This window comes from Acidiphilium sp. 20-67-58 (genome assembly GCF_002255515.1).
Classification (GTDB): Bacteria; Pseudomonadota; Alphaproteobacteria; order Acetobacterales; family Acetobacteraceae; genus Acidiphilium.
Genome location: NZ_NCAS01000016.1, coordinates 59,336 through 80,442, shown reverse-complemented (window position 1 = coordinate 80,442; position 21,107 = coordinate 59,336). Strand labels below are relative to the sequence as shown.

General features: G+C 69.1%; 23 protein-coding genes and 1 tRNA gene. 8 read left to right on the top strand and 16 right to left on the bottom strand.

The window, feature by feature from the left end:
* The first annotated feature begins 377 nt into the window (after positions 1–377).
* The gene (locus tag B7Z76_RS08295; protein WP_291343284.1) at positions 378–1,253 is read left to right on the top strand and encodes a hypothetical protein; all 876 of its coding nucleotides are present in this window, start codon (positions 378–380) and stop codon (positions 1,251–1,253) included.
* 9 nt (positions 1,254–1,262) lie between these two features.
* On the opposite strand, the gene B7Z76_RS08290 is transcribed toward B7Z76_RS08295, so the two are convergent.
* The 6 genes from B7Z76_RS08290 to B7Z76_RS08265 form a co-directional block, all read right to left on the bottom strand.
* Positions 1,263–1,685, bottom strand: a complete 423-nt coding sequence (locus B7Z76_RS08290) for a PH domain-containing protein (RefSeq protein ID WP_291343282.1) — start codon at positions 1,683–1,685, stop codon at positions 1,263–1,265.
* A 63-nt stretch (positions 1,686–1,748) separates the two neighbouring features.
* Positions 1,749–1,824 (bottom strand) — tRNA-Lys (locus B7Z76_RS08285).
* A gap of 70 nt (positions 1,825–1,894) precedes the next feature.
* On the bottom strand, positions 1,895–2,449 hold the full coding sequence (locus B7Z76_RS08280; protein ID WP_174504649.1) for a peptidylprolyl isomerase: 555 nt from the start codon (positions 2,447–2,449) through the stop codon (positions 1,895–1,897).
* Positions 2,446–2,955: a pantetheine-phosphate adenylyltransferase gene (gene coaD, locus B7Z76_RS08275; RefSeq protein WP_291343280.1), complete on the bottom strand. Its 510-nt coding sequence runs from the start codon at positions 2,953–2,955 to the stop codon at positions 2,446–2,448. Before coaD ends, B7Z76_RS08280 begins: the two co-directional genes overlap by 4 nt.
* The gene (gene gyrA, locus B7Z76_RS08270; RefSeq protein WP_174504647.1) at positions 2,948–5,680 is read right to left on the bottom strand and encodes a DNA gyrase subunit A; all 2,733 of its coding nucleotides are present in this window, start codon (positions 5,678–5,680) and stop codon (positions 2,948–2,950) included. The genes coaD and gyrA overlap by 8 nt, the downstream gene beginning before the upstream one ends.
* A gap of 45 nt (positions 5,681–5,725) precedes the next feature.
* Positions 5,726–6,463 (bottom strand): squalene/phytoene synthase family protein, encoded by a 738-nt coding sequence (locus tag B7Z76_RS08265; protein WP_291343278.1) that lies wholly within the window; start codon positions 6,461–6,463, stop codon positions 5,726–5,728.
* A 117-nt stretch (positions 6,464–6,580) separates the two neighbouring features.
* Here B7Z76_RS08265 and B7Z76_RS08260 point away from each other — a divergent pair, with 117 nt between their 5' ends.
* Positions 6,581–7,186 carry a superoxide dismutase gene (locus B7Z76_RS08260; protein ID WP_174504645.1) on the top strand — a complete coding sequence of 202 codons (606 nt, stop codon included), beginning with the start codon at positions 6,581–6,583 and terminating at the stop codon, positions 7,184–7,186.
* Positions 7,187–7,255: 69 nt separating this feature from the next.
* Here B7Z76_RS08260 and yajC read toward each other — a convergent pair whose 3' ends face one another.
* A complete protein-coding gene (gene yajC / locus B7Z76_RS08255; RefSeq protein ID WP_174504644.1) occupies positions 7,256–7,615 on the bottom strand; it encodes a preprotein translocase subunit YajC in 360 nt (119 codons plus the stop codon).
* 106 nt (positions 7,616–7,721) lie between these two features.
* Between yajC and B7Z76_RS08250 the strand changes: the two genes are divergently transcribed.
* From B7Z76_RS08250 to B7Z76_RS08230, 5 genes are all read left to right on the top strand, one after another.
* Complete coding sequence (locus B7Z76_RS08250; RefSeq protein ID WP_174504643.1) at positions 7,722–8,591, top strand: ATP-binding protein; 870 nt, start codon at positions 7,722–7,724, stop codon at positions 8,589–8,591.
* 66 nt (positions 8,592–8,657) lie between these two features.
* Complete coding sequence (locus B7Z76_RS08245) at positions 8,658–9,413, top strand: energy transducer TonB (RefSeq protein WP_174504642.1); 756 nt, start codon at positions 8,658–8,660, stop codon at positions 9,411–9,413.
* A gap of 120 nt (positions 9,414–9,533) precedes the next feature.
* Positions 9,534–10,205 (top strand): MotA/TolQ/ExbB proton channel family protein, encoded by a 672-nt coding sequence (locus B7Z76_RS08240; RefSeq protein ID WP_174504641.1) that lies wholly within the window; start codon positions 9,534–9,536, stop codon positions 10,203–10,205.
* A 3-nt stretch (positions 10,206–10,208) separates the two neighbouring features.
* Positions 10,209–10,622 carry a biopolymer transporter ExbD gene (locus B7Z76_RS08235; RefSeq protein ID WP_174504640.1) on the top strand — a complete coding sequence of 138 codons (414 nt, stop codon included), beginning with the start codon at positions 10,209–10,211 and terminating at the stop codon, positions 10,620–10,622.
* The gene (locus B7Z76_RS08230) at positions 10,588–11,550 is read left to right on the top strand and encodes a tyrosine recombinase XerC (RefSeq protein ID WP_174504639.1); all 963 of its coding nucleotides are present in this window, start codon (positions 10,588–10,590) and stop codon (positions 11,548–11,550) included. Before B7Z76_RS08235 ends, B7Z76_RS08230 begins: the two co-directional genes overlap by 35 nt.
* On the opposite strand, the gene B7Z76_RS08225 is transcribed toward B7Z76_RS08230, so the two are convergent.
* The 4 genes from B7Z76_RS08225 to B7Z76_RS08210 form a co-directional block, all read right to left on the bottom strand.
* Positions 11,543–12,076: a GNAT family N-acetyltransferase gene (locus B7Z76_RS08225; protein ID WP_291343270.1), complete on the bottom strand. Its 534-nt coding sequence runs from the start codon at positions 12,074–12,076 to the stop codon at positions 11,543–11,545. The genes B7Z76_RS08230 and B7Z76_RS08225 overlap by 8 nt on opposite strands.
* Positions 12,073–13,353: an RsmB/NOP family class I SAM-dependent RNA methyltransferase gene (locus B7Z76_RS08220; protein ID WP_291343268.1), complete on the bottom strand. Its 1,281-nt coding sequence runs from the start codon at positions 13,351–13,353 to the stop codon at positions 12,073–12,075. The genes B7Z76_RS08225 and B7Z76_RS08220 overlap by 4 nt, the downstream gene beginning before the upstream one ends.
* Positions 13,354–13,356: 3 nt before the next feature.
* Positions 13,357–14,856 (bottom strand): IMP dehydrogenase, encoded by a 1,500-nt coding sequence (gene guaB, locus B7Z76_RS08215; protein ID WP_174504636.1) that lies wholly within the window; start codon positions 14,854–14,856, stop codon positions 13,357–13,359.
* 110 nt (positions 14,857–14,966) lie between these two features.
* On the bottom strand, positions 14,967–15,551 hold the full coding sequence (locus tag B7Z76_RS08210) for a hypothetical protein (RefSeq protein WP_291343267.1): 585 nt from the start codon (positions 15,549–15,551) through the stop codon (positions 14,967–14,969).
* A 257-nt stretch (positions 15,552–15,808) separates the two neighbouring features.
* On the opposite strand from B7Z76_RS08210, the gene B7Z76_RS08205 reads away from it, so the two are divergent.
* Positions 15,809–17,434, top strand: a complete 1,626-nt coding sequence (locus B7Z76_RS08205; protein WP_291343265.1) for an acyl-CoA synthetase — start codon at positions 15,809–15,811, stop codon at positions 17,432–17,434.
* A 51-nt stretch (positions 17,435–17,485) separates the two neighbouring features.
* Here B7Z76_RS08205 and B7Z76_RS08200 read toward each other — a convergent pair whose 3' ends face one another.
* From B7Z76_RS08200 to B7Z76_RS08180, 5 genes are all read right to left on the bottom strand, one after another.
* Positions 17,486–18,460 (bottom strand): glycosyltransferase family 2 protein, encoded by a 975-nt coding sequence (locus tag B7Z76_RS08200; RefSeq protein ID WP_291343262.1) that lies wholly within the window; start codon positions 18,458–18,460, stop codon positions 17,486–17,488.
* A 10-nt stretch (positions 18,461–18,470) separates the two neighbouring features.
* Complete coding sequence (locus B7Z76_RS08195) at positions 18,471–19,376, bottom strand: polyprenyl synthetase family protein (protein ID WP_174504632.1); 906 nt, start codon at positions 19,374–19,376, stop codon at positions 18,471–18,473.
* The gene (locus B7Z76_RS08190; protein ID WP_174504631.1) at positions 19,373–19,639 is read right to left on the bottom strand and encodes an exodeoxyribonuclease VII small subunit; all 267 of its coding nucleotides are present in this window, start codon (positions 19,637–19,639) and stop codon (positions 19,373–19,375) included. The genes B7Z76_RS08195 and B7Z76_RS08190 overlap by 4 nt, the downstream gene beginning before the upstream one ends.
* Before the next feature lie 205 nt (positions 19,640–19,844).
* Positions 19,845–20,774: a histone deacetylase family protein gene (locus B7Z76_RS08185; RefSeq protein WP_291343260.1), complete on the bottom strand. Its 930-nt coding sequence runs from the start codon at positions 20,772–20,774 to the stop codon at positions 19,845–19,847.
* 46 nt (positions 20,775–20,820) lie between these two features.
* Complete coding sequence (locus B7Z76_RS08180) at positions 20,821–21,099, bottom strand: sulfurtransferase TusA family protein (protein WP_174504629.1); 279 nt, start codon at positions 21,097–21,099, stop codon at positions 20,821–20,823.
* Between the last annotated feature and the right edge of the window lie 8 nt (positions 21,100–21,107).

Sequence of the window (21,107 nt, the reverse complement as noted above, 5' to 3'; positions counted from 1 at the left end):
GCCCGCGCGATGTGGCGCAAGGTGGGAAGCAGCCTGCGATGGCCAGACCATCGACCGATCGGATGATCGCGCCCGATGGACTGGAAATACCATTGATGATCAACCGGATGACGCTCTAGAGCACGTTCCGATCCGATTGGATCGGATGTAGTGCTCTAGCATATTGATAAGTCGAGCATCTTTATCCGATCAGATGATTCCATCTGATCGAATGATGCTCTAGAGCACGTTCCGATCCATCCGGATCGGATGTCGTGCTCTATCTTTTTGATAATTAGAGCATCTTTATCCGATCAGATGATTCCATCTGATCGGATGATGCTCTAATGCCGCGGATCGCGCCGGTCAAACAGGGGGCTGCGCTGGATCAATGACCGATGCACTTCGTCTGGCTCATGTTCGGCATCGAGGCTGCGGCGGAGGGCATGATGAGACGGTTGCGCACCGGAATATGGCTGGCGCTGGCGGTCGTGCTGGCAGGCTGCGCGCGTCCGGCGCTTCGGACGGCGCTGCCACGCCCAGAGCCGGCGCGCGGCACCGCGGGCATGATCTTCGATGCCGAGACCGCAAAGACACGGGCGGCGCTGGCGCGCGATGTGCCGCGCGCCACCCTCCCCGCACCCGCCGCCGCCGCCGCCTGGATTGCGGCGACGCAGGGCGCGCTGGCGCGCGCGGGTGTCAGCCTGACCCGGCCGCAGCTCATTGTCGTCGTCAATCGCGATCACAGCGTGCAACGACTCTGCCTCGTCGCCGCCGCCCCGTCGGAATCGTGGCGGGTGGTCGGCTGCGACGCGGTCTCGACCGGGCAATCCGGGCGGCGCGGATACTTTATCACCCCGGTCGGCGTGTTCGCCCACACGACGGAAATTCTCGACTACCGCGCGCTTGGCACATTCAACGAAAACCATGTGCGCGGGCTTGGCATCAAGGGCATGCGGGTCTGGGATTTCGGCTGGCGGGTGGCGGAAAAAGGCTGGCGGCGCGATGGCGAGACCGGCGAGATCCGGCTGCTGGTGCATGCGACCGATCCCGACCTGCTGGAGCCGCGCCTCGGGCAACCGGCCTCGCAGGGATGCGTGCGGATCTCGGCGGCAATGAACCGCTTTCTCGATCGCCACGGCGTGCTGGACCGGGAGCAGGAGACCGAAGCACGGGACAACATGCGGATGGCGGCGACGCTGCCGGCCGACCGCACCCCCTCGCCGCTCGCCGGCGGATTGCTGGTGGTGATCGATTCGGCGAACGCCGCCTGAAATGCCGGATCAGGCGGCGGTGATGCTGCTGCGGAAGACCAGCGGGTCGGCAATGCGCGGGAATGGTTCCCAGGTGGACCCCGTGCCGCGCACAATCACCGTGCCGTAATTGAACAGGCGGCCGGCCAGGGACTGGCGGACCTCGACGCTCTCGACCTTGTCCAGGCTCATCTCATGCGTGGTGCGGCCGAAAATGCCGCTTTTGTGGATCACCCGCCGGTCGGTGACCGCAAGCTCGGTCGACATGCGCCGAAGCCAGGCGACGAACAGCAGCCAGCAGCCGAGGAGGAACGCCGCCGCCGCCGCGAAATGCAGGATCGTCGCCGAACGGGGGGATGCCACGCCGCCCGCCACGATGAGGGCAAAGGCGATGACAATGGTGAACATCCCGCGCAGATAGACGAACCAGTGGAGATGCGTCCAGCTCAGCACGGTTTCGTCAGGAGGACCTGCTCGATATAGCTCAAGGAGAGGCTCTCCGCGCCGTGTGGGTCATGGTGAGCCCGCAGGGATTCGAACCCTGGACCCCAAGATTAAAAGTCTCGTGCTCTACCAACTGAGCTACGGGCTCTCACCAGATGACCCGCCGGAAAGACCAATTCCGGCGGGGTTCGTCAAGAGGCTGAGACGGATTGCCGGTATTACGCGGCGAGTTCCATCTTGATGATCTTGGTCGGGTCGGTGACGCGGCCGCTCTGGCCCTGGCCCTTCTTGATCTGGTCGACGAAGTCCATCCCCGCGGTGACCTGGCCGAACAGCGTGTATTGCCCGTCGAGCCAGGCGGCGGGGGCGAAGCAGATGAAGAACTGGCTGTTGCCGCTATTGGGGTCGGCGGTGCGGGCCATGCCGAGAGACCCGGTCAGGAACTTCGCCTTGTCGGTGAACTCGGCGGGGACGTTGGGCAGGTTGCTGCCGCCGGTGCCGGTGTTGGACGGGTCGCCGGTCTGCGCCATGAAGCCGGCGATCACGCGGAAGAACTCGCAGCCGTCATAGAAGCCGCGGGCGGTCAGCGTGCGGATCTGCTCGCAGGTTTTCGGCGCGAGGTCGGGGCGCAGCTCGATCGTGACGACGCCGAAGGGCAGCGTCAGGTGGATGGTGTTCGACGGGCTGGCGGCGGAAGCGGATTCGGACATGAAAACTCCGGCAAGAGGGGTGGATGCGGCGGCGGCTAATAGCGTGCGGCGTCTGATGATCATGGTCTGCCAACCCGGCGAAGGGTCCTCTCCAAGGTCAGTTTCGGAACGAAGCTCGAGATGTCGCCGCCCAGCTGGGCAATTTCCTTCACGAAGCGCGAGGAGATGAACTGGTGCCGCTCACTCGCCATCAGGAAGATGGTTTCGATCTGCTGGTCGAGCCGTGCGTTCATCCCGGCCATCTGGAACTCGTAATCGAAGTCGGAGACCGCGCGCAAGCCGCGCACGATCACTTGTGCGCCGACCTGCTGGGCGAAGCCGATCAGCAGCGAGTCGAACGGCTGGACGTCGATCACGGTGCCGGTGCGCGCGGCGATCGGCGCAATCTCGGCGCGCGCCATCTCGACCCGCTCGTCGGTGGGGAAGAGCGGCCCCTTGCCGGCGTTGCGCGCGACACCGATGACCAGCTTCGCGCAGAGCTGCGCGGCGCGGCCGATGATGTCGAGATGTCCGTTGGTGATCGGATCGAAGGTTCCCGGATACAGCCCGACCAAGCCGCCCTCACGCATCCCGTTCCTCCAAGCCTTCCTCCTCGCCATCGTCGATGACCGGGAAAACGCTGGTCACCTGCTCATCTTTCTCGACCCGCACGAGTGTGACACCCATCGCCTGGCGGCCGGTGATGCGCACCTGATCGACCGGCGCGCGGATCAGCTTGCCCTGGTCGGTCACCAGCATGATGTCGTCGCCCGGCCGGACGGGGAAGCTCGCGGCAACCGCGCGGCCATTGCGCGCGGCGAGCGCGATATTGCCGATGCCCTGCCCGCCGCGGCCGGTGACGCGGTATTCATAGGCCGAGGAGAGCTTGCCGAAGCCGCCGGTGGTGACGGTGAGGAGCATTTCCTCGGCCGATTGCAGCTCGGCGATCCGCTCGGGGGCGAGCTGGATGTCGGCCGCCGCCTCGTCGTTTTCCACGGCATCGGCCTCGGGCTCCTCGCTGCCGGTGCGGCGCTGGGCGGCGGCGTATTTCAGGTAGGCCGCGCGCTCGTCCACATTCGCCTCGACATGGCGGAGCACGGAGAGCGAGATCACCTCGTCGCCGGCGCCGAGGCGGATGCCGCGCACGCCGCTGGAGTCGCGGCCGGCGAAGACGCGCAGGGTCTCGTCGGTGATCTGGAAGCGGATGCAGCGGGCCTGGCGGGTGGCGAGGAACACGTCGTCGCCCTCGCGGCAGGTGGCGACGCCGATCAGGCGGTCGCCCTCGTCGAGCTTCATCGCGATCAGGCCGGTCGAGCGCACGTTGCGGAAATCGGCGAGGCGATTGCGCCGCACATTGCCCGAGGCGGTGGCGAAGACGAGGTGCAGGTCGTTCCACAGGCTTTCATCCTGCGGCAGCGGCAGCACGGCGGTGACGGCGTCGCCGTTCAGCTCGGGCAGGATGTTGACGATCGCCCTGCCCTTCGCCGCCGGCGCCGATTCGGGCAGGCGCCAGACCTTTTCGCGGAACGCCTTGCCGCCCTGGCTGAAGAACAGCACGAACTGGTGGGTATGGGCGTTGAAGCTGCGGGTGATCACGTCGTCGCCGCGCATCGAGGCGGCGGCGCGGCCGCGGCCGCCGCGGTTCTGGGCGCGGAAGGATTCGAGCGGGGTGCGCTTGATGAAGCCGTCGCGCGTCATGGTGACGACCATCTGGCCGGGCTCGATCAGGCTTTCATCGTCCTGGTCGGCGACGCTGTCCTCGATGCTGGTCAGGCGCGGGGCGGCGATGCGCGCGCGGATGGCGATCAGCTCGTCGCGCATCACCTCGAGCCGGCGCGGGCGGGAGGCGATGATTTCGAGCAGCTCGCCGATGCGGCGGCCGACCTCGGCGAGTTCGGACTGGATCTTTTCGCGTTCGAGCCCGGTCAGGCGCTGGAGGCGCAGTTCGAGAATGCCGCGGGCCTGCGCCTCGGTCAGGCGCACGGTGCCATCCGGCGAGATCTGGTTGCCGTGATCGTCGATCAGTTCGAGCAGCGGGCGGACATCGCCGGCCGGCCAGTCCCGCGCCATCAGGGCGGCTCTGGCGGAGGCGGCGTCCGGGGCGGCGCGGATCAGCGCGATCACCGCGTCGATATTCGCCACCGCGATGCCGAGCCCGACCAGCAGGTGCGCCCGGTCGCGCGCCTTGTTCAGCTCGAAGCGCGAGCGGCGGAGGATCACGTCCTCGCGGAAGGTGATGAAGCAGTCCAGCGCATCGCGCAGGCCGAGCTGGCGCGGCCGGCCGCCATCGAGGGCGAGCATGTTGATGCCGAAGCCGGTCTGCATCTGGGTGAAGCGGTAGAGATGGTTGAGCACGATTTCCGGCGTGGCGTCGCGCTTCAGCTCGATCACCATCCGCATGCCCTCGCGGTCGCTCTCGTCGCGCAGGTCGGCGATGCCCTCGATTTCCTTGGCCCGCACCAGCTCGGCGATGCGTTCGAGCAGGGTCGCCTTGTTCACCTGGTAGGGCAGCTCGCCGACGATGATCGCCATGCGGTCCTTGCGGATTTCCTCGATGACGGTCCGCGCGCGCACGACGATGCCGCCACGGCCGGTCTCGAAGGCGCTGCGGATGCCGGAGCGGCCGAGAATGATGCCGCCGGTCGGGAAATCCGGGCCGGGGACGATCCGCATCAGATCATCCAGCGTCGCCTCCGGCTGGGCGATGAGATGCAGCGTCGCGTCGATGATCTCGGCGGGATTGTGGGGGGGAATGTTGGTCGCCATGCCGACGGCGATGCCGTTGCCGCCATTGACCAGCAGGTTCGGGAAGGCGGCGGGCAGGACGCGGGGCTCGCTGTCGCTCTCGTCATAGGTCGGCTGGAAATCGACCGTGTCCTTGTCGATATCGGCGAGCAGCGCCATCGCGGCATCGGCGAGGCGGGCCTCGGTGTAGCGCATCGCTGCCGGCGGATCGCCGTCGACCGAGCCGAAATTGCCCTGGCCGTCGATCAGCGGCACCCGCATCGAGAAGCCCTGGGCCATGCGGACCGCGGCGTCATAGATCGCGGCGTCGCCATGCGGGTGATACTTGCCCATGACATCGCCGACCATGCGGGCGGATTTGCGATAGGGCTTGTCCGGCGTGTTGCCCGATTCCTGCATGGCGTAGAGGATGCGGCGATGCACCGGCTTCAGCCCGTCCCGCGCATCCGGCAGGGCGCGCGAGACGATCACGGACATGGCGTAATCGAGATAGGAGCGGCGCATCTCCTGCTCGATCGTCACGGGCACCTGGCCGCTTGGCCCTTCGGTCTGGTCGGTCGTGTCAGTCATGCCGGCGTCATATCACCTGCGCCGCGCGGGGGCGAGGGGTGCGGCTCAACAGCGCCCGGTCAGCCCGGCGAAAATGACGGCGATCCGGTCGGCAAGGCCACGCGGCGCCGGGCCGGCGGGGCGATGCAGATCGCGACGGGCGAGCAGGTCGCGCAAGTCGCGACGGGCGAGCACCGCCGGCAGGGCGGCGGCGAGGCCCTGGCGCGGCGCCCGGCGGCGCAGCAGGCGGGCGGCATCCTCGCGCAGGGATGCGGGATCGGTGCCGTCCTGCGGCAGCAGGTCGCGCCCGGCGGCTGCAAGTGCCGGGGCGGCGCGGAGAATGCCGGCAATGCCATAGCCGGTGCCGAGATCCTCCAGCGCCGCCAGCTCATCGAAATCGGTCACGCCAAGCACCGTGCCGGCACTCCGCGCCAGCCCGCCCGCCGTGCCGCGCGCATAGGCGAGAAAGGCGGCGCGGTCGGGAATCGGTTCGGCCTCGGCCTCGCGCGCATCGATCAGCGCGGTCAGCGCGGCGGCGGAAAAGATGCCCCCGGCGAGGCCGGCGCGGAGGGAAGCGGCCAGCGGATGGGCGCGCTCGGCCCCTTCCACCACCTCGCGCCACCAGTGCAGCCGGATCAGCGCCAGCGGCGGCTGGCTCGCCACCTCGCGCGCGCGGGCCAGCTCGTGGTTGAAGGCGTAGAGCACGAACAGCCAGCGCCGTGCTTCCGGCGGGGCGAAGATCGCGCCGAGAAAACGGTCCGGATCAACGCGGCGGAGAAGGGCGGCGAGGTCGGGTTCGGTCATTGCGAAACTCTTTCGATGCTTGACGCTGGCAGGGCCGGACCATAGCTACCGTGCGAGCGGTCGGCACGCCCCGTGCCGGCGCCGAAACAGAAGCCCAAACCGGATCGGAGATGCCCCATGGCCTTTGAACTCCCCGCGTTGCCGTATGCGCACGCAGCCCTTGCCGCGCATGGCATGTGCCAGGAAACGCTCGAACTTCACCACGGCAAGCACCATCAGGCCTATGTGACGGCGCTGAACGGCTTCGTCGAGAAGAACGCCGACCTGCAGGGCAAGAGCCTGGAGGAGATCGTCGCCTTCACCTACAACAAGGCCGATCTCGCGCCGGTGTTCAACAATGCCGGGCAACACTGGAACCACAACCTGTTCTGGCAGTGCATGTCGCCCACCGATGGCGGCAAGCTGCCGGGCCGGCTGGAGGCGAAGCTCGTCGAGGATTTCGGCGGCGTCGCGCAGTTCAAGGACGCGTTCAAGACCGCCGGCACCACCCAGTTCGGCTCGGGCTGGGCCTGGCTGATCCTGACCCCGGGCGGCAAGCTCGCCGTCACCAAGACGCCGAACGGCTCCAACCCGGTCGCGACGGGCGAGGGCAAGCCGCTGCTCGGCCTCGATGTGTGGGAACACTCCTACTATCTCGATTTCCGCAATCGCCGGCCGGACTATATCCAGAACTGGCTCGACAATCTGGCCAACTACGCCCACGCCGCGCATCTGCTGGGCTGAGGCCGGGCAAAGCCTGACGATATTCGCGGCCCCGGAGTTTCGCTCCGGGGCCGTTGCCGTTTGCGGCGCCTACTTCTTCTTCGGCTCGGCCGCCTTGGTCTCGGCCGGCTTCGAATCGGTCAGCACGTTGCTGATCGTGCTGCGCAGCACGGTGATGCGGACATTGGGGGCGATGTCGACCTCGATTTCCTCGGCGCCGTCCAGCGCCTTGACCACCTGGCCGACAATGCCGCCGCCGGTCACCACCTTGTCGCCGCGGCGGATCGAGGCGAGCCGCGCCTTCTGGGCCTTGGCCTGCTGCTGCTGCGGGCGGATCAGGATGAAGTAGAAGACGATGACGATCAGCACCAGCGGTGCGAAATTGATCACCGCCGCCGTGATGTCCGATGGCGATGACTGTCCGGCAGCGTAGGCGGTGGCGATGAACATGCGGAATATCCCGATCTGCTGTGGTGAAGCTTGTCCTTGCTCGGGCGGGACCATAGTTTGCACGCCCGCCCCGTCAAGCCGCGCGGGGCCTGCCTGAGGAGACGTCATGGACCAGCCGACACACGACCTGCTCGCCCGCATCGCCGATGCGCTCGACCGCCTCGCCCCGCCGCCGCCGCCGGCGGCCGAGGTGACCGCGCACGATGCCTATGTCTGGCATCCCGAGCGCGCGGCGCTGGAGCCGGTGGAGCAGGTCTCGCGCGTGCCGATCGGGCTGTTGCAGGGCGTGGAGCGGCAGAAGGACATCCTGACCGAGAACACGCTGCGCTTCGCCCGCGCCCTGCCGGCCAACAACGCGATGCTGTGGGGGGCGCGCGGGATGGGCAAGTCCTCGCTGGTGAAGGCCGCGCATGCGGCGGCGAATCGGGCCTATCCCGGCAGCCTCGCGCTGATCGAGATCCATCGCGAGGACATCGCCACCCTGCCCGCGCTGCTCGACATCCTGCGCGGCCAGCCCCGCCAGTGCCTGATCCTGTGCGACGATCTCAGCTTCGAGCGCGAGGATGCCGACTACAAGGCGCTGAAATCGGTGCTCGATGGCGGGATCAAGGGCCGGCCGGACAACGTGCTGTTCTACGCGACCTCGAACCGGCGGCACCTGATGCCGCGCGACATGATCGAGAACGAGCGCAGCACCGCGATCCACGCCTCGGAAGCGACCGAGGAGAAAGTGTCGCTCTCGGACCGGTTCGGCATCTGGCTCGGCTTTCACAATTGTGATCAGCAGACCTTCTTCGCCATGATCGAGGGGTATGCGAAGGCGTTCGCCCTCGATGTCGACACCGAAACCCTGCATGCCGAGGCGGTGGAATGGTCGGTGACGCGGGGAGCGCGGTCGGGGCGGGTGGCGTGGCAGTTCATCTGCGATCTCGCCGGACGGCTCGGCCGCCGCATCGAGGCCGGAGCGGCGCCTTGACAGCCCTGGGCCGCCCCCCGAAGACAGGGGCGTGACCAGCAACCCGGACCAGCACCCGAGCCGCGCATGACGACGGAGGGGGCGACGACGAACGGCGCCGCCCGCTCCTGGCGGCCGGACGAGCTTGGCCTGCCGCGCGCAACGGCGGCGGGGCTCGCGCTGGTCGGGCTGATCGCCGCCGGCGCGCTCTACGCCGCCCGGCACCTGCCGCGCTACCGCACGCCCATCGTCCCGGCGACCACCGTGCACCTGGTCCGGCTCGCGCCGCCCTTGCCGCTGCCACCCAAGCCGGTGCAGCCGCCGCCCCCGCCGCTGCCGGTGCCGCCGCCGCCGGTCCCGCCGCCGCCGCAACCCGCACCGCTGCCGCCACCGCCCGCGCCATCGCCGATGCCGCCCCCCAAACCGCTATCGAGGCCGCTGCCGAAAGTGGTGCATCGCCCGCCGCCGCCGCGCCCGGCGCCGAAGCAACACCCGGTTCCCCATCCGGTGCCGCATCCCGCGCCGCCGCCGAAGGCGAAGACGCCGCCGCCGCAGCCGGCTTTCGATTTCGCGCAATACGCCGCCAGCCTGCGCGCACCGTTGCAGCGCGAGGTGCATGTCACGCAGACGATGCGCATGCTCGGCGTTCGCGGCATCGCGTTCATCGAATTCACCCTCGCCCCGGATGGAAAGCTGCTCTCAGCACGGATCTACCGCAGCAGCGGCAACCCGCTGATCGATCGCGCCGCACTCGATGCGGTGCGGCAGCATCATTTCCCGCCCTTCCCCGGCACCGCCGACAAGAGTTTCGCGGTGCCCATCCAGATCCGCGTTCGCGGCTAGAGCGATGGTCGGGATTGAGATCGGCGGGCGGGTTTTCGCCCCCGCGCGGATTGCGGCTATAGGATTGAACCGCCCCGGCGGCGCGCCAGCGCGGGGCAGGATGAACGAGGAGCTGAGCCGATGAATGAAATCGTCCGTCTGGTCATGATGACGGGCGGCCTGCTGGCGGTGATGCCGGTATTGCTGCTGGTGACGATCGTGGTCGGGCTCGAACGGTTCTGGCTGCTCACGCGCACGCTCGGCGCCGGGCGGCGCATCCATGCCGCGCTGCGCGCGGTGGGATACGGCAATCCGGCCGGGCTGCGCGACCTCGCCGCGCGCCACGGCACGACGCTGCAAGGCCACCTCATCGCCACCGCCCTCGCCTCGCGCGGTGAAACCGCCGACGAGCTCGACAACCATCTCGAGGAAGAGATCATGGACGCGATGCCGCGGATCACCCGCGGGCTCTGGATTCTCGACACCGCGGTGACGATCGCCCCGCTGCTCGGCCTGTTCGGCACGATCATCGGCATGATCCAGGCCTTCGACGTGCTGTCGAGCAATGGCGGCCCGGCGAAGGTGACGGGCGGGATCGCGGATGCGCTGGTCTCGACCGGCGCCGGCCTGCTGATCGCCATCATCGCGGTCTATCTCGTCAACTATTTCAACAACCTGACCCGCCGGATCGTGCAGCAGCTCGAACTCATCAAGGTGGTGCTGATCAACCGGCTGCACGGGCGCGGCCTCGCCGGTGACGATGCGGCCGAGGACGCGCCGAAACGCCGCGCCGCCGGCGTGGCGCGGGTCTGAGCGATGCGCCGCCGCCGCGACCTCATCGAGCGCGAACGCCCGCGGCTCGAAATCGTGCCGATGATCGACATCATGATGTTCCTGCTCGTGTTCTTCGTGATGATCGTGCTGAAGATGATCCCCGATTCCGGCGTCGCGCTGAAGCTGCCGGGCGCGCAGACGGCGAAGGAACTCAAGCCCGCCCAGGTGGTGGTGATGATCGACGCCGCCGGCGCGCTGCATGTGAAGAACCAGGTGGTTACCCTGGCGGGGCTGCGCGACTATCTCGGCCAGGTTCTCGCGGCGAAGCGGAATGTCGATGTCGTCATCGCCGGCGACAAGGATATCCGTTACCAGCGTCTGATGCAGGTGATGGACACCGTACGCAAATCCGGGATCGTCAATGTCGGACTCGCCACCAGACGGGCCGGCGGCTGAGGCCGGCAGGACCACGGCCGAGGCGCTGCGCCTCGGCTTTCTCGGCCACCTGGCCGGCGAGCGGCGGGCCGCACTGCTCACCGTGTCGACCTATGGCGCGGATCTCGCCGGATTTGTCGGCTTCGTCAGCCGGCATATCGGCGCCGAGCCCGCAGGGGCCGATCTCGCGGCGCTGAGCCTTGCGGATTTCCGGGCCTGGCTGGCGAGGGACGCCGCCGATGGCATCGGCAACGCGACGCGGGCGAAGAAACTCTCCGCGGTGCGCAGCTTTTTCCATTGGCTTCGCCGCCGCCACGGCATCGTCAACGAGGCGCCCTTCCTGCTGCGCACGCCCCGAGCACGCCGCCCCCTGCCCCGCGCGCTGAGCGCGCCGGATGCCGTCGCCGTGGTCGAAAGCCTCGGCGACGATGCGGCAAGCCCGGCGCTTGCGGCGCGCGACACGGCCTTGATGGCGCTGCTCTATGGCGCCGGGCTGCGCATCCACGAGGCGCTGGGGCTCGATATCGGCGATCTGCCGCCGGACGGCGCGCCGCTCGTGGTTCGCGGCAAGGGCGGGCGGCAGCGGATCGTGCCGCTGCTGGCGGTGCTGCGGCGGGAAATCGCCGCCTGGCTGCGGCATCACCCCGCACCCGCGCCCGAGTCGCCGCTTTTTCTCGGTGCGCGCGGCGGGCGGCTCAATCCCGGCGTGGTGCAGCGCCGGCTGCGCGACTTCCGCCGGCTGAACAACCTGCCGGAGCATGCGACACCCCATGCGCTGCGCCATTCCTTCGCGACGCATCTGCTGGCCAACGGCGCCGATCTCAGGGCGATCCAGGAATTGCTCGGCCATGCCAGCCTCTCGACCACCCAGCGCTACACCGCGGTGGATACCGCGCGGCTGATGGATGTCTGGCAGGCGGCGCATCCCCGTGCCAGGGATGTCAGATGAAGCGCTCGATCCCGTCCCAGCGATAGGCGATCTGCGGCACGTCGACCCCGCCGACCTCGACGCTGCCATCCGCCACGCGCCGCCCGCCCATGCGCTCGTAGAACCAGCGGGCGGGATTGTCGGCCAGGACCCACAGGATCGCCGAGGCGCAGCCCCGTCCGGCGAGATGCGCCATCGCCGCGGTGAGCAGCTGCCGGCCGAGCCCGCGCTCGCGGAAATCGTCGAGCACGTAAAGCGTCTCGATCTCGGCATCGGCGACGCCATCGCCGCGCCGCCGCCCGGTCACGAAGGCGACGACATCGCCGCTTCGGCCGGCTTCAGGCCGTTCGGGACCGGAGGCGACCGCCACATGCACGACGGCACCGCTGCGGATCACCCGGTCGTAATATCCGGCCTGGTCCGGCGCCGAGAGGCCGGTGAGCACCGGTTCCGGCAGGACGCCGGCATAGGCGCTCCGCCAGCTCTCCACGTGCACGGCGCCGATGCCGCGCGCATCCGCGGTGCGGGCGCGGCGGATCGCGATCATCCACGCCGCTCCATCCGGCAGGCGAAAAATCCGTCGGTGCCGTCCCGCGCCGGGGACAGGCGCAGCGTGTCGCCATGCAGATAGGCCGGCAATCCGTCGGTGACCGGGAGAATTGCAAAGTCGGGATGGCGGGCGAGAAACCCCTCGATCTGCGCCTCGTTCTCCGGGCGCAGCACCGAACAGGTGGCATAGACCAGCCAGCCGCCCGGCTTGACCAGGCGCTGCGCGGCATCGAGGATCGACGCCTGCTTCGCCGTGAGCTCGGCAAGGTCGGTCTCGGTCAGCTTCAGCCTCGCATCCGGGTTGCGCCGCCAGGTGCCCGCACCGGTGCAGGGCGCATCGACCAGCACGCGGTCGAATTTCTTCTCCTGGCGCTTCACCCATTTGTCGCCCGATTCGAGCAGGTGGCGCTCGGCATTGTGGACCCCGGCGCGGCGCAGCCGGCGGATCGCGCCATCGAGCCGCGGCGCGGAGACGTCGCAGGCGATGATGTGTCCCTTGTTGGCCATCGTCATCGCCATCGCCAGCGTCTTGCCGCCGGCGCCGGCGCAGTAATCGGCGACGCGCATGCCCGGTTGCGCCCCGGCGAGCAGGGCGACGAGCTGGCTGCCCTCGTCCTGGATTTCGACCAGCCCGTCGCGGAACGGGGCTGCGACGGTGACGTTCTGCCGGCCGGCGAGGCGCAGGCCCCACGGGCTGAGCCGCGTGATCTCCGCCTTCAGCCCGGCGCCGGCCAGCGCATCCAGCGCCGCCTCGCGGGTCGCCTTGAGCAGGTTGACCCGCAGATCGAGCGGCGCGGGCTGCATCATCGCGGCGCATTCGGCCGCCAGCCGGTCGCCGAAGCGCTCCCGCAGCAGGGGCAGCGCGAAATCGGGGATTTCCAGCTGGATCGCCTCGGGCATCGAGGGATGATCGAGCGTATGGGTATCGAGCCGGTCGAGCGCGCGGCGCTCGGCGGCGTCGAGCGGCGGCGGGGCGAACCGCATCACGCCGAACAGGCCGGCGACGCGCTGTGCCTTCATGCCGGTGAGCACATGCAGCGCGGCGATCAGCAGGCGCGCCGTCGGCTCGGCTTCGACACGGTCGAGCCACCAGCCGAGCCGGCGGCGGGCGCGCAGCACCGACCAGACGATCTCGCTGATCTCGCGCCGGTCGCCGCCGCCGATGAAGCGGCGGGTGCGCAGGAAGTCGTTGGCGATGGCGTCGGCTGGGCGGCGATCCGTCTCGATCGCCTCCAGCAGCTCGATTGCCGCCTGCAGCCGGCCCGCGGGGGTCAAGTCTCAGTCCTGCCGGTAATTCGGGGCCTCGCGCGTGATCGCCACGTCATGAACGTGGCTCTCGCGCAGGCCGGCGCCGGTGATGCGGCGGAACTGCGCCTTGGTCTGCAGCTCCGCGATCGTGGCGCAGCCGGTATAGCCCATGCCGGCGCGCAGGCCGCCGACGAGCTGGTGCACGACGCCTGCCATCGGCCCCTTGTAGCCGACGCGGCCCTCGATGCCTTCCGGCACGAGCTTCAGCGAATCCTTGATGTCCTGCTGGAAATAGCGGTCGGCCGAGCCGCGGGCCATCGCGCCGAGGCTGCCCATGCCGCGATAGGATTTGTAGGATCGTCCCTGGTAGAGGAACACCTCGCCGGGCGCCTCGTCGGTGCCGGCGAGGAGCGAGCCGATCATCACGCAATCGGCGCCGGCGGCGAGCGCCTTGACCACGTCGCCCGAGGTGCGGATGCCGCCATCGGCGATGGCGGGGACATCCGCCGCGTGGCAGGCGGCGGCGGTTTCCATCACGGCGGAGAATTGCGGCACGCCGACGCCGGCGACGACCCTTGTGGTGCAGATGCTGCCCGGCCCGATGCCGATCTTGATCGCATCCGCCCCCGCCTCGATCAGCGCCGCGGCGGCTTCGGGGGTGGCGACGTTGCCGGCGACGATCTGCACCGCGTTCGAGCGTTCCTTGATCCGGGCGACGGCGCGCAGCACGCCCTCGGAATGGCCGTGCGCGGTATCGACCACGACGACATCCACCCCGGCCGCGATCAGCGCCTCGGCGCGGCGCGCGCCGTCCTCGCCGACGCCGGTCGCGGCGGCGACGCGCAGCCGGCCAAGCTCGTCCTTGTTGGCCAGCGGATGCGCCTCCGCCTTGTCCATGTCCTTGACGGTGATCAGGCCGACGCAGCGATAGGCCTCGTCCACCACCAGCAGCTTCTCGATCCGGTGCTTGTGCAGCAGCGAGCGGGCAACCTCGGGCGCCACGTTCGCCGGGGCGGTGACAAGGTTATCCCGCGTCATCAGTTCGTGGACACGGGCGGCGGGGTCGGTCGCGAAGCGGACGTCGCGATGGGTGAGAATGCCGACAAGGCGGTTGGTGCCGCGCTCGACCACGGGAACGCCGGAAATCCGGTGCTGCGCCATCAGCGCCTGCGCCTCGGCCAGGGTCTGCTCGGGATGGATGGTGAGCGGGTTGACCACCATGCCGCTCTCGAATTTCTTGACCTGGCGGACATGGTCGGCCTGGTCCTCGATCGAGAGGTTCTTGTGCACCACGCCGATGCCGCCCTGCTGGGCCATGGCGATCGCCATCTGCGCCTCGGTGACGGTGTCCATCGCGGCGGAAATGACCGGGATGTTGAGCGAGATGGTGCGCGTCAGCCGCGTGCGGGTGCTCGCCGCAGCCGGCAGCACCGTGGAAAAGCCGGGCACAAGCAGCACATCATCGAAGGCATAGGCCTCGGTGATGCGGTCTGCGCCGCGCGGGAGAGAAACGTCGTTGCTGGGAGCCATGGTGCGTCCTTGCCGGTTTGCGGACCTTGGCGATCCCTACTATCTGGCTCCCGCCGATCCGGCAAGGCCGGCGGCGCAGGGCAGACCGGGCGGCGCCGGATCTTGCGGCCTCAGCCGGCCGCGCGCGCCCGACCGGGAACCAGGTCCTCCGCCTCGATCGTCCTCGAGGGCGGCGGCAGCGCGTCCGCCGGCAGACGCTGACGGGCCTGCGGCGGGTAGCCGCCAAGTGCCTGCGGCGGGTAACCGCCAAGCTTATGCGGCGGGTGGGAGGGCATCGCGGCGGCCTGCGGCGCGCAGCCGGCGCTGCGGCGGACGAAGACGTGCATCCTTCCATCGTGCCCCGGCATGATCTCCATCTGCTCGCTGCACACACCCTTGCCCCCGCCGGCGGCGACCATGGTGATGCGCACACCGCCGGCTGGCGGCGCGGCGAGGCCGGCCATCGCCGGGAGCGCCGGCGGGCGCGCGGCAAGACGCGCGAGCGCTGCCATCTGCACCTGCATCGCGCGCTGCATCGCGTCCATCTCGCGGAACAGGGTCACCGGGGGGGCCGGCATCGCCATCACCGGCACCGCGACGGGCACGACCACGATCGCCGCGGGCGACGCGGGTGGCGCTGCCCGGGCGGTGGCAGGCAGGGCGGCCACGGGCAGGACCAGCGCCGCCGCGGCAAGGGGCAGGAAGGAACGGATCATCGGCGTGACTCCTTCGATTTCGGCAAGTCTGGGATTTCGGCAAGTCTGGGATTTCGGCAAGTCTGGCAAGGCGGGATGAGGCGGTCCGGCGCCGGCGGGCATCCCGCTGACCGATGCCGATCTTGGCGCCCCACCCCGCCATGTCCAGCGTCATCCGCGCCCCTTCCCGTTCACATCGTCGCGCGCGGGCGGGATGGCGGCGCGGGGAAGCGGCTGATATCCTGCCGGCAAACAAACCGCCACGCCGAGGAAACCCCATGACCGATTTCACCGCCGGCCTCGAAAAGACCGCAGCGAATTACCAGGCGCTGTCGCCGCTCTCCTTCCTCGCGCGGACGGCGAGGGTCTGGCCGGAACGGACGGCGGTGGTTCACGGCGCGATCCGGCGGAGCTGGGCGGAAACCTTCGCCCGCTGCAAGCGGCTCGGCGCGGCGCTGGCGGCGCGGGGGATCGGGCGGGGCGATGTCGTCGCGGTGATGGCGCCCAACATCCCGGCCATGGTCGAGGCGCATTTCGGGGTCGCGATGGCGGGGGCGGTATTGAACACGCTCAACACCAGGCTGGATGCGCCGACCATCGCCTATATCCTGCGCCATGGCGAGGCGAAGCTGCTGCTGACCGACACCGAATTCGCGCCGGTGATCGGGGCGGCGCTGGCCGAGCTGGGCGATGCCGCGCCGCCGGTGATCGATATCGACGATCCCGAGGGGCCGGGCGGCGCGCGTCTCGGCGCGATGGAGTACGAGGACTTTCTCGCCACCGGCACGGCGGGATTTGACTGGCAATTCCCCGACGACGAATGGTCGGCGATCGCGCTGAACTATACCTCCGGCACCACCGGCAAGCCCAAGGGCGTCGTCTATCATCATCGCGGCGCCTATCTGAACGGGCTCGGCAACGCCATCACCTGGAACATGCGCCAGCACCCGGTCTATCTCTGGACGCTGCCGATGTTCCACTGCAACGGCTGGTGCTTCCCCTGGACCATCACCGCGCTGGCGGGAACGCATGTCTGCCTGCGGCGGATCGACGCGGCGCATATCGCCGCCGCCGTGGAGCGGCATGGGGTGACGCATCTCTGCGGCGCCCCGGTGATCATGAACATGATGATCAACGCGCCGGAGCCGCAGCGCGCGGTCTATGCCGGGCGCGGGGTCGCGATGATGACCGCGGGCGCGCCGCCGCCTGCCGCCGTGATCGAGGCGATGGAAGGGCTCGGCGTCGATCTCACCCATGTCTACGGGCTGACCGAAACCTACGGCCCGGTGACCTATTGCGCCTGGCAGGCGGCGTGGGACGGCCGGCCGGCGCCGGAACGCGCGGCGCTGCGGGCGCGGCAGGGCGTGACCTACGCGGTCGAGGAAGGGGCGATGGTCGCCGATCCGGCCACCCGCGCGCCGGTGCCGGCCGACGGGACGACGATGGGCGAGGTGTTCCTGCGCGGCAACATCGTCATGATGGGCTACCTGAAGGACGCGGCGGCGACGGAAAAATCCTTCGCCGGCGGCTGGTTCGCGACCGGCGATCTCGGCGTGATGCACCCGGATGGCTATATCGAGCTCAAGGACCGCTCGAAGGACATCATCATTTCCGGCGGGGAAAACATCTCCACCATCGAGATCGAGACCGTGCTCTATCGGCATCCGGCGGTGCTGGAGGCGGCGGTGGTGGCCGCGCCGGACGAGAAATGGGGCGAGGTGCCCTGCGCCTTCGTCGTGCTGCGGCCGGAGATGACCGCGACGGCGGAGGAGATCATCGGCTTCTGCCAGCAGAACATGGCGCGTTTCAAGGCGCCGAAGCGCATCGTGTTCAGCGAGCTGCCGAAGACCTCGACCGGCAAGATCCAGAAATACGTGCTGCGCGAGCGGGCGCGGGAAGGCTGAGCGACGCGAGGGCGTCATCCGATCGGACGACGCTCTGGAAGCGTCATCCGGTCAGAACAGGAAGTTGCGCTCGCCGTTCCATCGCGCGACCAGGCCGCGCGCCTCGGCCGATTCGTCGAGCAGCCGCCCATGGGCGCGGGCAAGCGCCTCGGCATGGTGCAGTGCTGCCGCGAGCGCACGCATCGCCGGGTCGGACGGCACCGTATGGCGCAACTCGCCGCCGCGATACGCGATCGGGTCGAGCACCATCCGCGCCGGATCGACCGGCTGGGCGAGATAGGCCGGCTCGCGCAGCAGGCTTGCCGGCGCATCGCGCAGACGCTCGAAGGGCACCCGGTAATGCGCCGAATACCCCGCCTGCGCCGCGTGCCCGCGGGCGGCCAGCACCTTGAGCCAGCCGATGGCGGATTTCTGCAGGTCGTGCCAACCGGAGCGGCGGGGATAATGCGCGAGTGAAGCGCCGGGCAGCCCCACGTGCGGCAATGCGACGCCATCGACCGACGCGCCGTGATTGCCCGGTGCGATCGCGCAGCGCGCCCCGAAGCCGCCGCGCACGATGACCTTGGGCACCGGCGGCATCTGCCGCGCGCGCCAGCGCAGCCGCCGCGGAATGACCAACTCGGCGGGATCGTCATCGGCGGTATCGTGATAATTCACGAGCGGAAGCGCCACCGCCGGCGCCGGTGCGGCGGCCAGAAGCGGGGCGAGAAGCGGGGCCAGCCCGTCCTCGCCCGCGACGATGAATTCGTCGACGTCGAGAAACGCCACCCAGTCCGGCCGGTGCAGCCCGTCCGCGGTCTCGTAGAGCCAGGTATTCACCCGCGCCTCGTCGAAGCCGACGGCGCGCGCCTGGAACACCGAGATCGGCAGCCCCTCGTCGCGCAGCGCAAGCAGGATCGCGAGTGTGCGGTCGGTGCTGCCATTGTCGAAGAAGAGCAGGTGCGCCGCGAAGGTCGCGTTGTGGCGCACGAAGGCCTCGACAATGTCCTCCTCGTTCAGAATCCGGCTGGCGATGACGATCCGCATCGCCCGCCGGTCAGCTCCGGCGGCTGACGGTGAAGGCGGCGAGGCCGCGCAGCAGGTCGGCCTGCGCGCCGAACCCGTCGAGATAGGCGGCGGCCTGGCTGGCGAGATGCGCCGCATGGGTGCGCGCACGCTCGATGCCCATCACCGCGACCATCGTCGCCTTGCCCTGGGCCGCATCCTTGCCGGCGGTCTTGCCGAGGCTCGCAGCCGAGCCTTCCTCGTCGAGAATGTCGTCGGCGATCTGGAAGGCGGCGCCGAGATCGCGCCCGTAGCCGGCGATATGGTGGCGCTGCGAGCCCTGCGCGCGGCCGAGAATGGCGCCGGCCTCGGCGCTGAACTGGATCAGCCGCCCGGTCTTGAGCGCTTGCAGGCGGGTGATCACCGGCGGTTCGAGCTGCTTTCCTTCCGAGACGATGTCGATCATCTGGCCGCCGACCATGCCGCGCGCGCCGGAGGCCGCCGCAAGGGCGAGCACCAGTTCGCAGCGCACCTCGGGGTCGGAATGGGTATCGGGCTCGGCCAGCACCTCGAAGGCGCGGGTCTGCAGCGCATCGCCGGCGAGGATCGCGGTCGCCTCGTCGAAGGCCTTGTGGCAGGAGGGCTTGCCGCGGCGCAGATCGTCATCGTCCATCGCCGGCAGGTCGTCATGCACCAGCGAATAGGCGTGCAGCATCTCGACCGCGGCGGCCACCCGCACCGCGCAGGTGAGGTTGACCGAAAACAACCGCGCCGTCTCGATCACGAGGAAACCGCGCATCCGCTTGCCGCCGCCGAGCACCGCGTAGCGCATCGCCTCGACCAGCGGCCGCTCCTCGCCCTCCGGCAGGGGCAACAGCACGTCCAGCTCGGTCTCGATCAGCGCGGCGGCATCGCGCAGCGCCGCGGCGAGGGCGTCATCCGACCCGGCGGCGCTCACTGGTCGTCCTTCAGCGCAAGCGCGCCATCGGCGCGCGCGACGATCGACTGCACGCGGCTCTCCGCCTCGGCCAGACGCGCCTCGCAATGCTGCTTGAGGCGACTGCCACGCTCATAAGCCGCGATCGCGTCCTCAAGTTTCTGCTGCCCGGTTTCGAGCCCGCGCACGATGCGCTCAAGCTCGGCCAGGGCATCCTCGAAGGACAACTTGTCGATGTCCGGCCCCGTATCGGGGGCGCCGGCATCCGGCTTGGCTGCGGCCATGATCAAAACTCCCAAGTTTTCCTCGCGATAGAGCCGTTTCCGATCCCATGGATCGAATGTAGTACTCTATCATATTGACAAACCGAGCTTCTTTAACTGATCGGATGATCCCATCTGACCGGATGATGCTCTATCCTGTTGATTATCAGAGCATCTTTATCCGGCCATATCATTCCATCTGACCGGATGATGCTCTAGCCCCGGATCAGTGCCGCATCAAGGCGCGGACATGGGCGGCGGTGCCGGCGGCGAGTGCATCGAGGTCGTACCCGCCTTCGAGCAGCGAGACCACCCTGCCGCCGCAATGACGGTCGGCAATGCCCACCAGCGCCTCGGTCAGCCAGGCGAAATCGGCGGTTTCCACGTTGAGTTCGGCGAGCGGGTCGAATTTATGCGCATCGAACCCGGCCGAGACGATCAGCAGCTCGGGCGCGAAACGCTCCAGCGCCGGCAGCAGCGTCTCCTGCCAGGCGGCGCGGAAGGCCTCGGAGCCCGAGCCCGGCGGCAGCACGGCATTGACGATATTGCCGGCAACCCCGCGCTCGGAGGGCCGGCCGGTGCCGGGGTAGCACGGGTATTGGTGCGACGAGGCATAGAACAGGTCGGCATCGGTCTCGAACATCGCCTGGGTGCCGTTGCCGTGATGCACGTCGAAATCGACCACGGCGATGCGCCGGAGGCCCCGCGCGCGGGCATGGTGCGCGGCGATCGCGGCATTGGCGAAGAGACAGAACCCCATCGCCCGGTCGGGTTCGGCATGATGGCCGGGCGGGCGGGTGGCGACGAAGGCGGCCCGCGCCCAGCCCTCCATCACCGCGTCGACCCCGCGCATGGCACCGCCGGCCGAGCGCAGCGCGGCGGCGAGGCTGCCCCGGCTCATCAGCGTGTCGGCATCGAGATTCACCTTCTCGCCCTCTGCCGGCAATTTCGCGAGAATCGAGTCGACATAGGCGTCGTGATGCACCGCCCGCAGCGCCGACTCGGGGGCTTCGGGGGCGACCTCGCGCAGCAGGTGCTGGAATTCGGGGGTCTCCAGCGCGGCGAGCACGGCGCGCAGCCGGGCCGGGCGCTCGGGGTGGTGCGGGCCGGTATCGTGCTCGAAGCAGGCAGGATGAGTGATCAGGGCCACGGTCATTTTTCTTGGTATCTCCCCTTATTCTGACATTTCCCGAGGCGTCAGCTCATGTCGCCGGACCGCGCGGCACTGCTTCGTGGGGCGCGGCCTCGCGCGCGGCGCCGGCCGCACGAATGGTGAAGCTGAACACGCCCTTCACCTCGCTCCACGAGACCAGCGCGTGGCCGGCATCGCGGCAGAAATCACGAAAATCGACGACGGTGCCGGGGTCGGTCGCCAGCACGCGCAGCCGCGTTCCGGGTGCCAGGCGGCGCAGTTCGCGGGCCGCCCGCAGCACCGGCATCGGCCCTTTCAGATAGCGCGCATCGAGCTGCCTGTCCGCCATGACGGCAT

What these genes read in the sequence shown, in the direction of transcription:
- B7Z76_RS08225 (WP_291343270.1), bottom strand. Translation starts at nt 12,076, where the DNA reads ATGATCGCGATCCGCCGCGCCCGCACCGCGGATGCGCGCGGCATCGGC.
- B7Z76_RS08230 (WP_174504639.1), top strand. Translation starts at nt 10,588, where the DNA reads ATGTCGGACTCGCCACCAGACGGGCCGGCGGCTGAGGCCGGCAGGACC.
- B7Z76_RS08180 (WP_174504629.1), bottom strand. Translation starts at nt 21,099, where the DNA reads ATGGCGGACAGGCAGCTCGATGCGCGCTATCTGAAAGGGCCGATGCCG.
- B7Z76_RS08260 (WP_174504645.1), top strand. Translation starts at nt 6,581, where the DNA reads ATGGCCTTTGAACTCCCCGCGTTGCCGTATGCGCACGCAGCCCTTGCC.
- gyrA (WP_174504647.1), bottom strand. Translation starts at nt 5,680, where the DNA reads ATGACTGACACGACCGACCAGACCGAAGGGCCAAGCGGCCAGGTGCCC.
- B7Z76_RS08250 (WP_174504643.1), top strand. Translation starts at nt 7,722, where the DNA reads ATGGACCAGCCGACACACGACCTGCTCGCCCGCATCGCCGATGCGCTC.
- B7Z76_RS08245 (WP_174504642.1), top strand. Translation starts at nt 8,658, where the DNA reads ATGACGACGGAGGGGGCGACGACGAACGGCGCCGCCCGCTCCTGGCGG.
- B7Z76_RS08235 (WP_174504640.1), top strand. Translation starts at nt 10,209, where the DNA reads ATGCGCCGCCGCCGCGACCTCATCGAGCGCGAACGCCCGCGGCTCGAA.
- B7Z76_RS08280 (WP_174504649.1), bottom strand. Translation starts at nt 2,449, where the DNA reads ATGATCATCAGACGCCGCACGCTATTAGCCGCCGCCGCATCCACCCCT.
- B7Z76_RS08265 (WP_291343278.1), bottom strand. Translation starts at nt 6,463, where the DNA reads ATGACCGAACCCGACCTCGCCGCCCTTCTCCGCCGCGTTGATCCGGAC.
- B7Z76_RS08240 (WP_174504641.1), top strand. Translation starts at nt 9,534, where the DNA reads ATGAATGAAATCGTCCGTCTGGTCATGATGACGGGCGGCCTGCTGGCG.
- coaD (WP_291343280.1), bottom strand. Translation starts at nt 2,955, where the DNA reads ATGCGTGAGGGCGGCTTGGTCGGGCTGTATCCGGGAACCTTCGATCCG.
- B7Z76_RS08205 (WP_291343265.1), top strand. Translation starts at nt 15,809, where the DNA reads ATGACCGATTTCACCGCCGGCCTCGAAAAGACCGCAGCGAATTACCAG.
- B7Z76_RS08295 (WP_291343284.1), top strand. Translation starts at nt 378, where the DNA reads ATGCACTTCGTCTGGCTCATGTTCGGCATCGAGGCTGCGGCGGAGGGC.
- B7Z76_RS08200 (WP_291343262.1), bottom strand. Translation starts at nt 18,460, where the DNA reads ATGCGGATCGTCATCGCCAGCCGGATTCTGAACGAGGAGGACATTGTC.
- B7Z76_RS08185 (WP_291343260.1), bottom strand. Translation starts at nt 20,774, where the DNA reads ATGACCGTGGCCCTGATCACTCATCCTGCCTGCTTCGAGCACGATACC.
- yajC (WP_174504644.1), bottom strand. Translation starts at nt 7,615, where the DNA reads ATGTTCATCGCCACCGCCTACGCTGCCGGACAGTCATCGCCATCGGAC.
- guaB (WP_174504636.1), bottom strand. Translation starts at nt 14,856, where the DNA reads ATGGCTCCCAGCAACGACGTTTCTCTCCCGCGCGGCGCAGACCGCATC.
- B7Z76_RS08210 (WP_291343267.1), bottom strand. Translation starts at nt 15,551, where the DNA reads ATGATCCGTTCCTTCCTGCCCCTTGCCGCGGCGGCGCTGGTCCTGCCC.
- B7Z76_RS08190 (WP_174504631.1), bottom strand. Translation starts at nt 19,639, where the DNA reads ATGGCCGCAGCCAAGCCGGATGCCGGCGCCCCCGATACGGGGCCGGAC.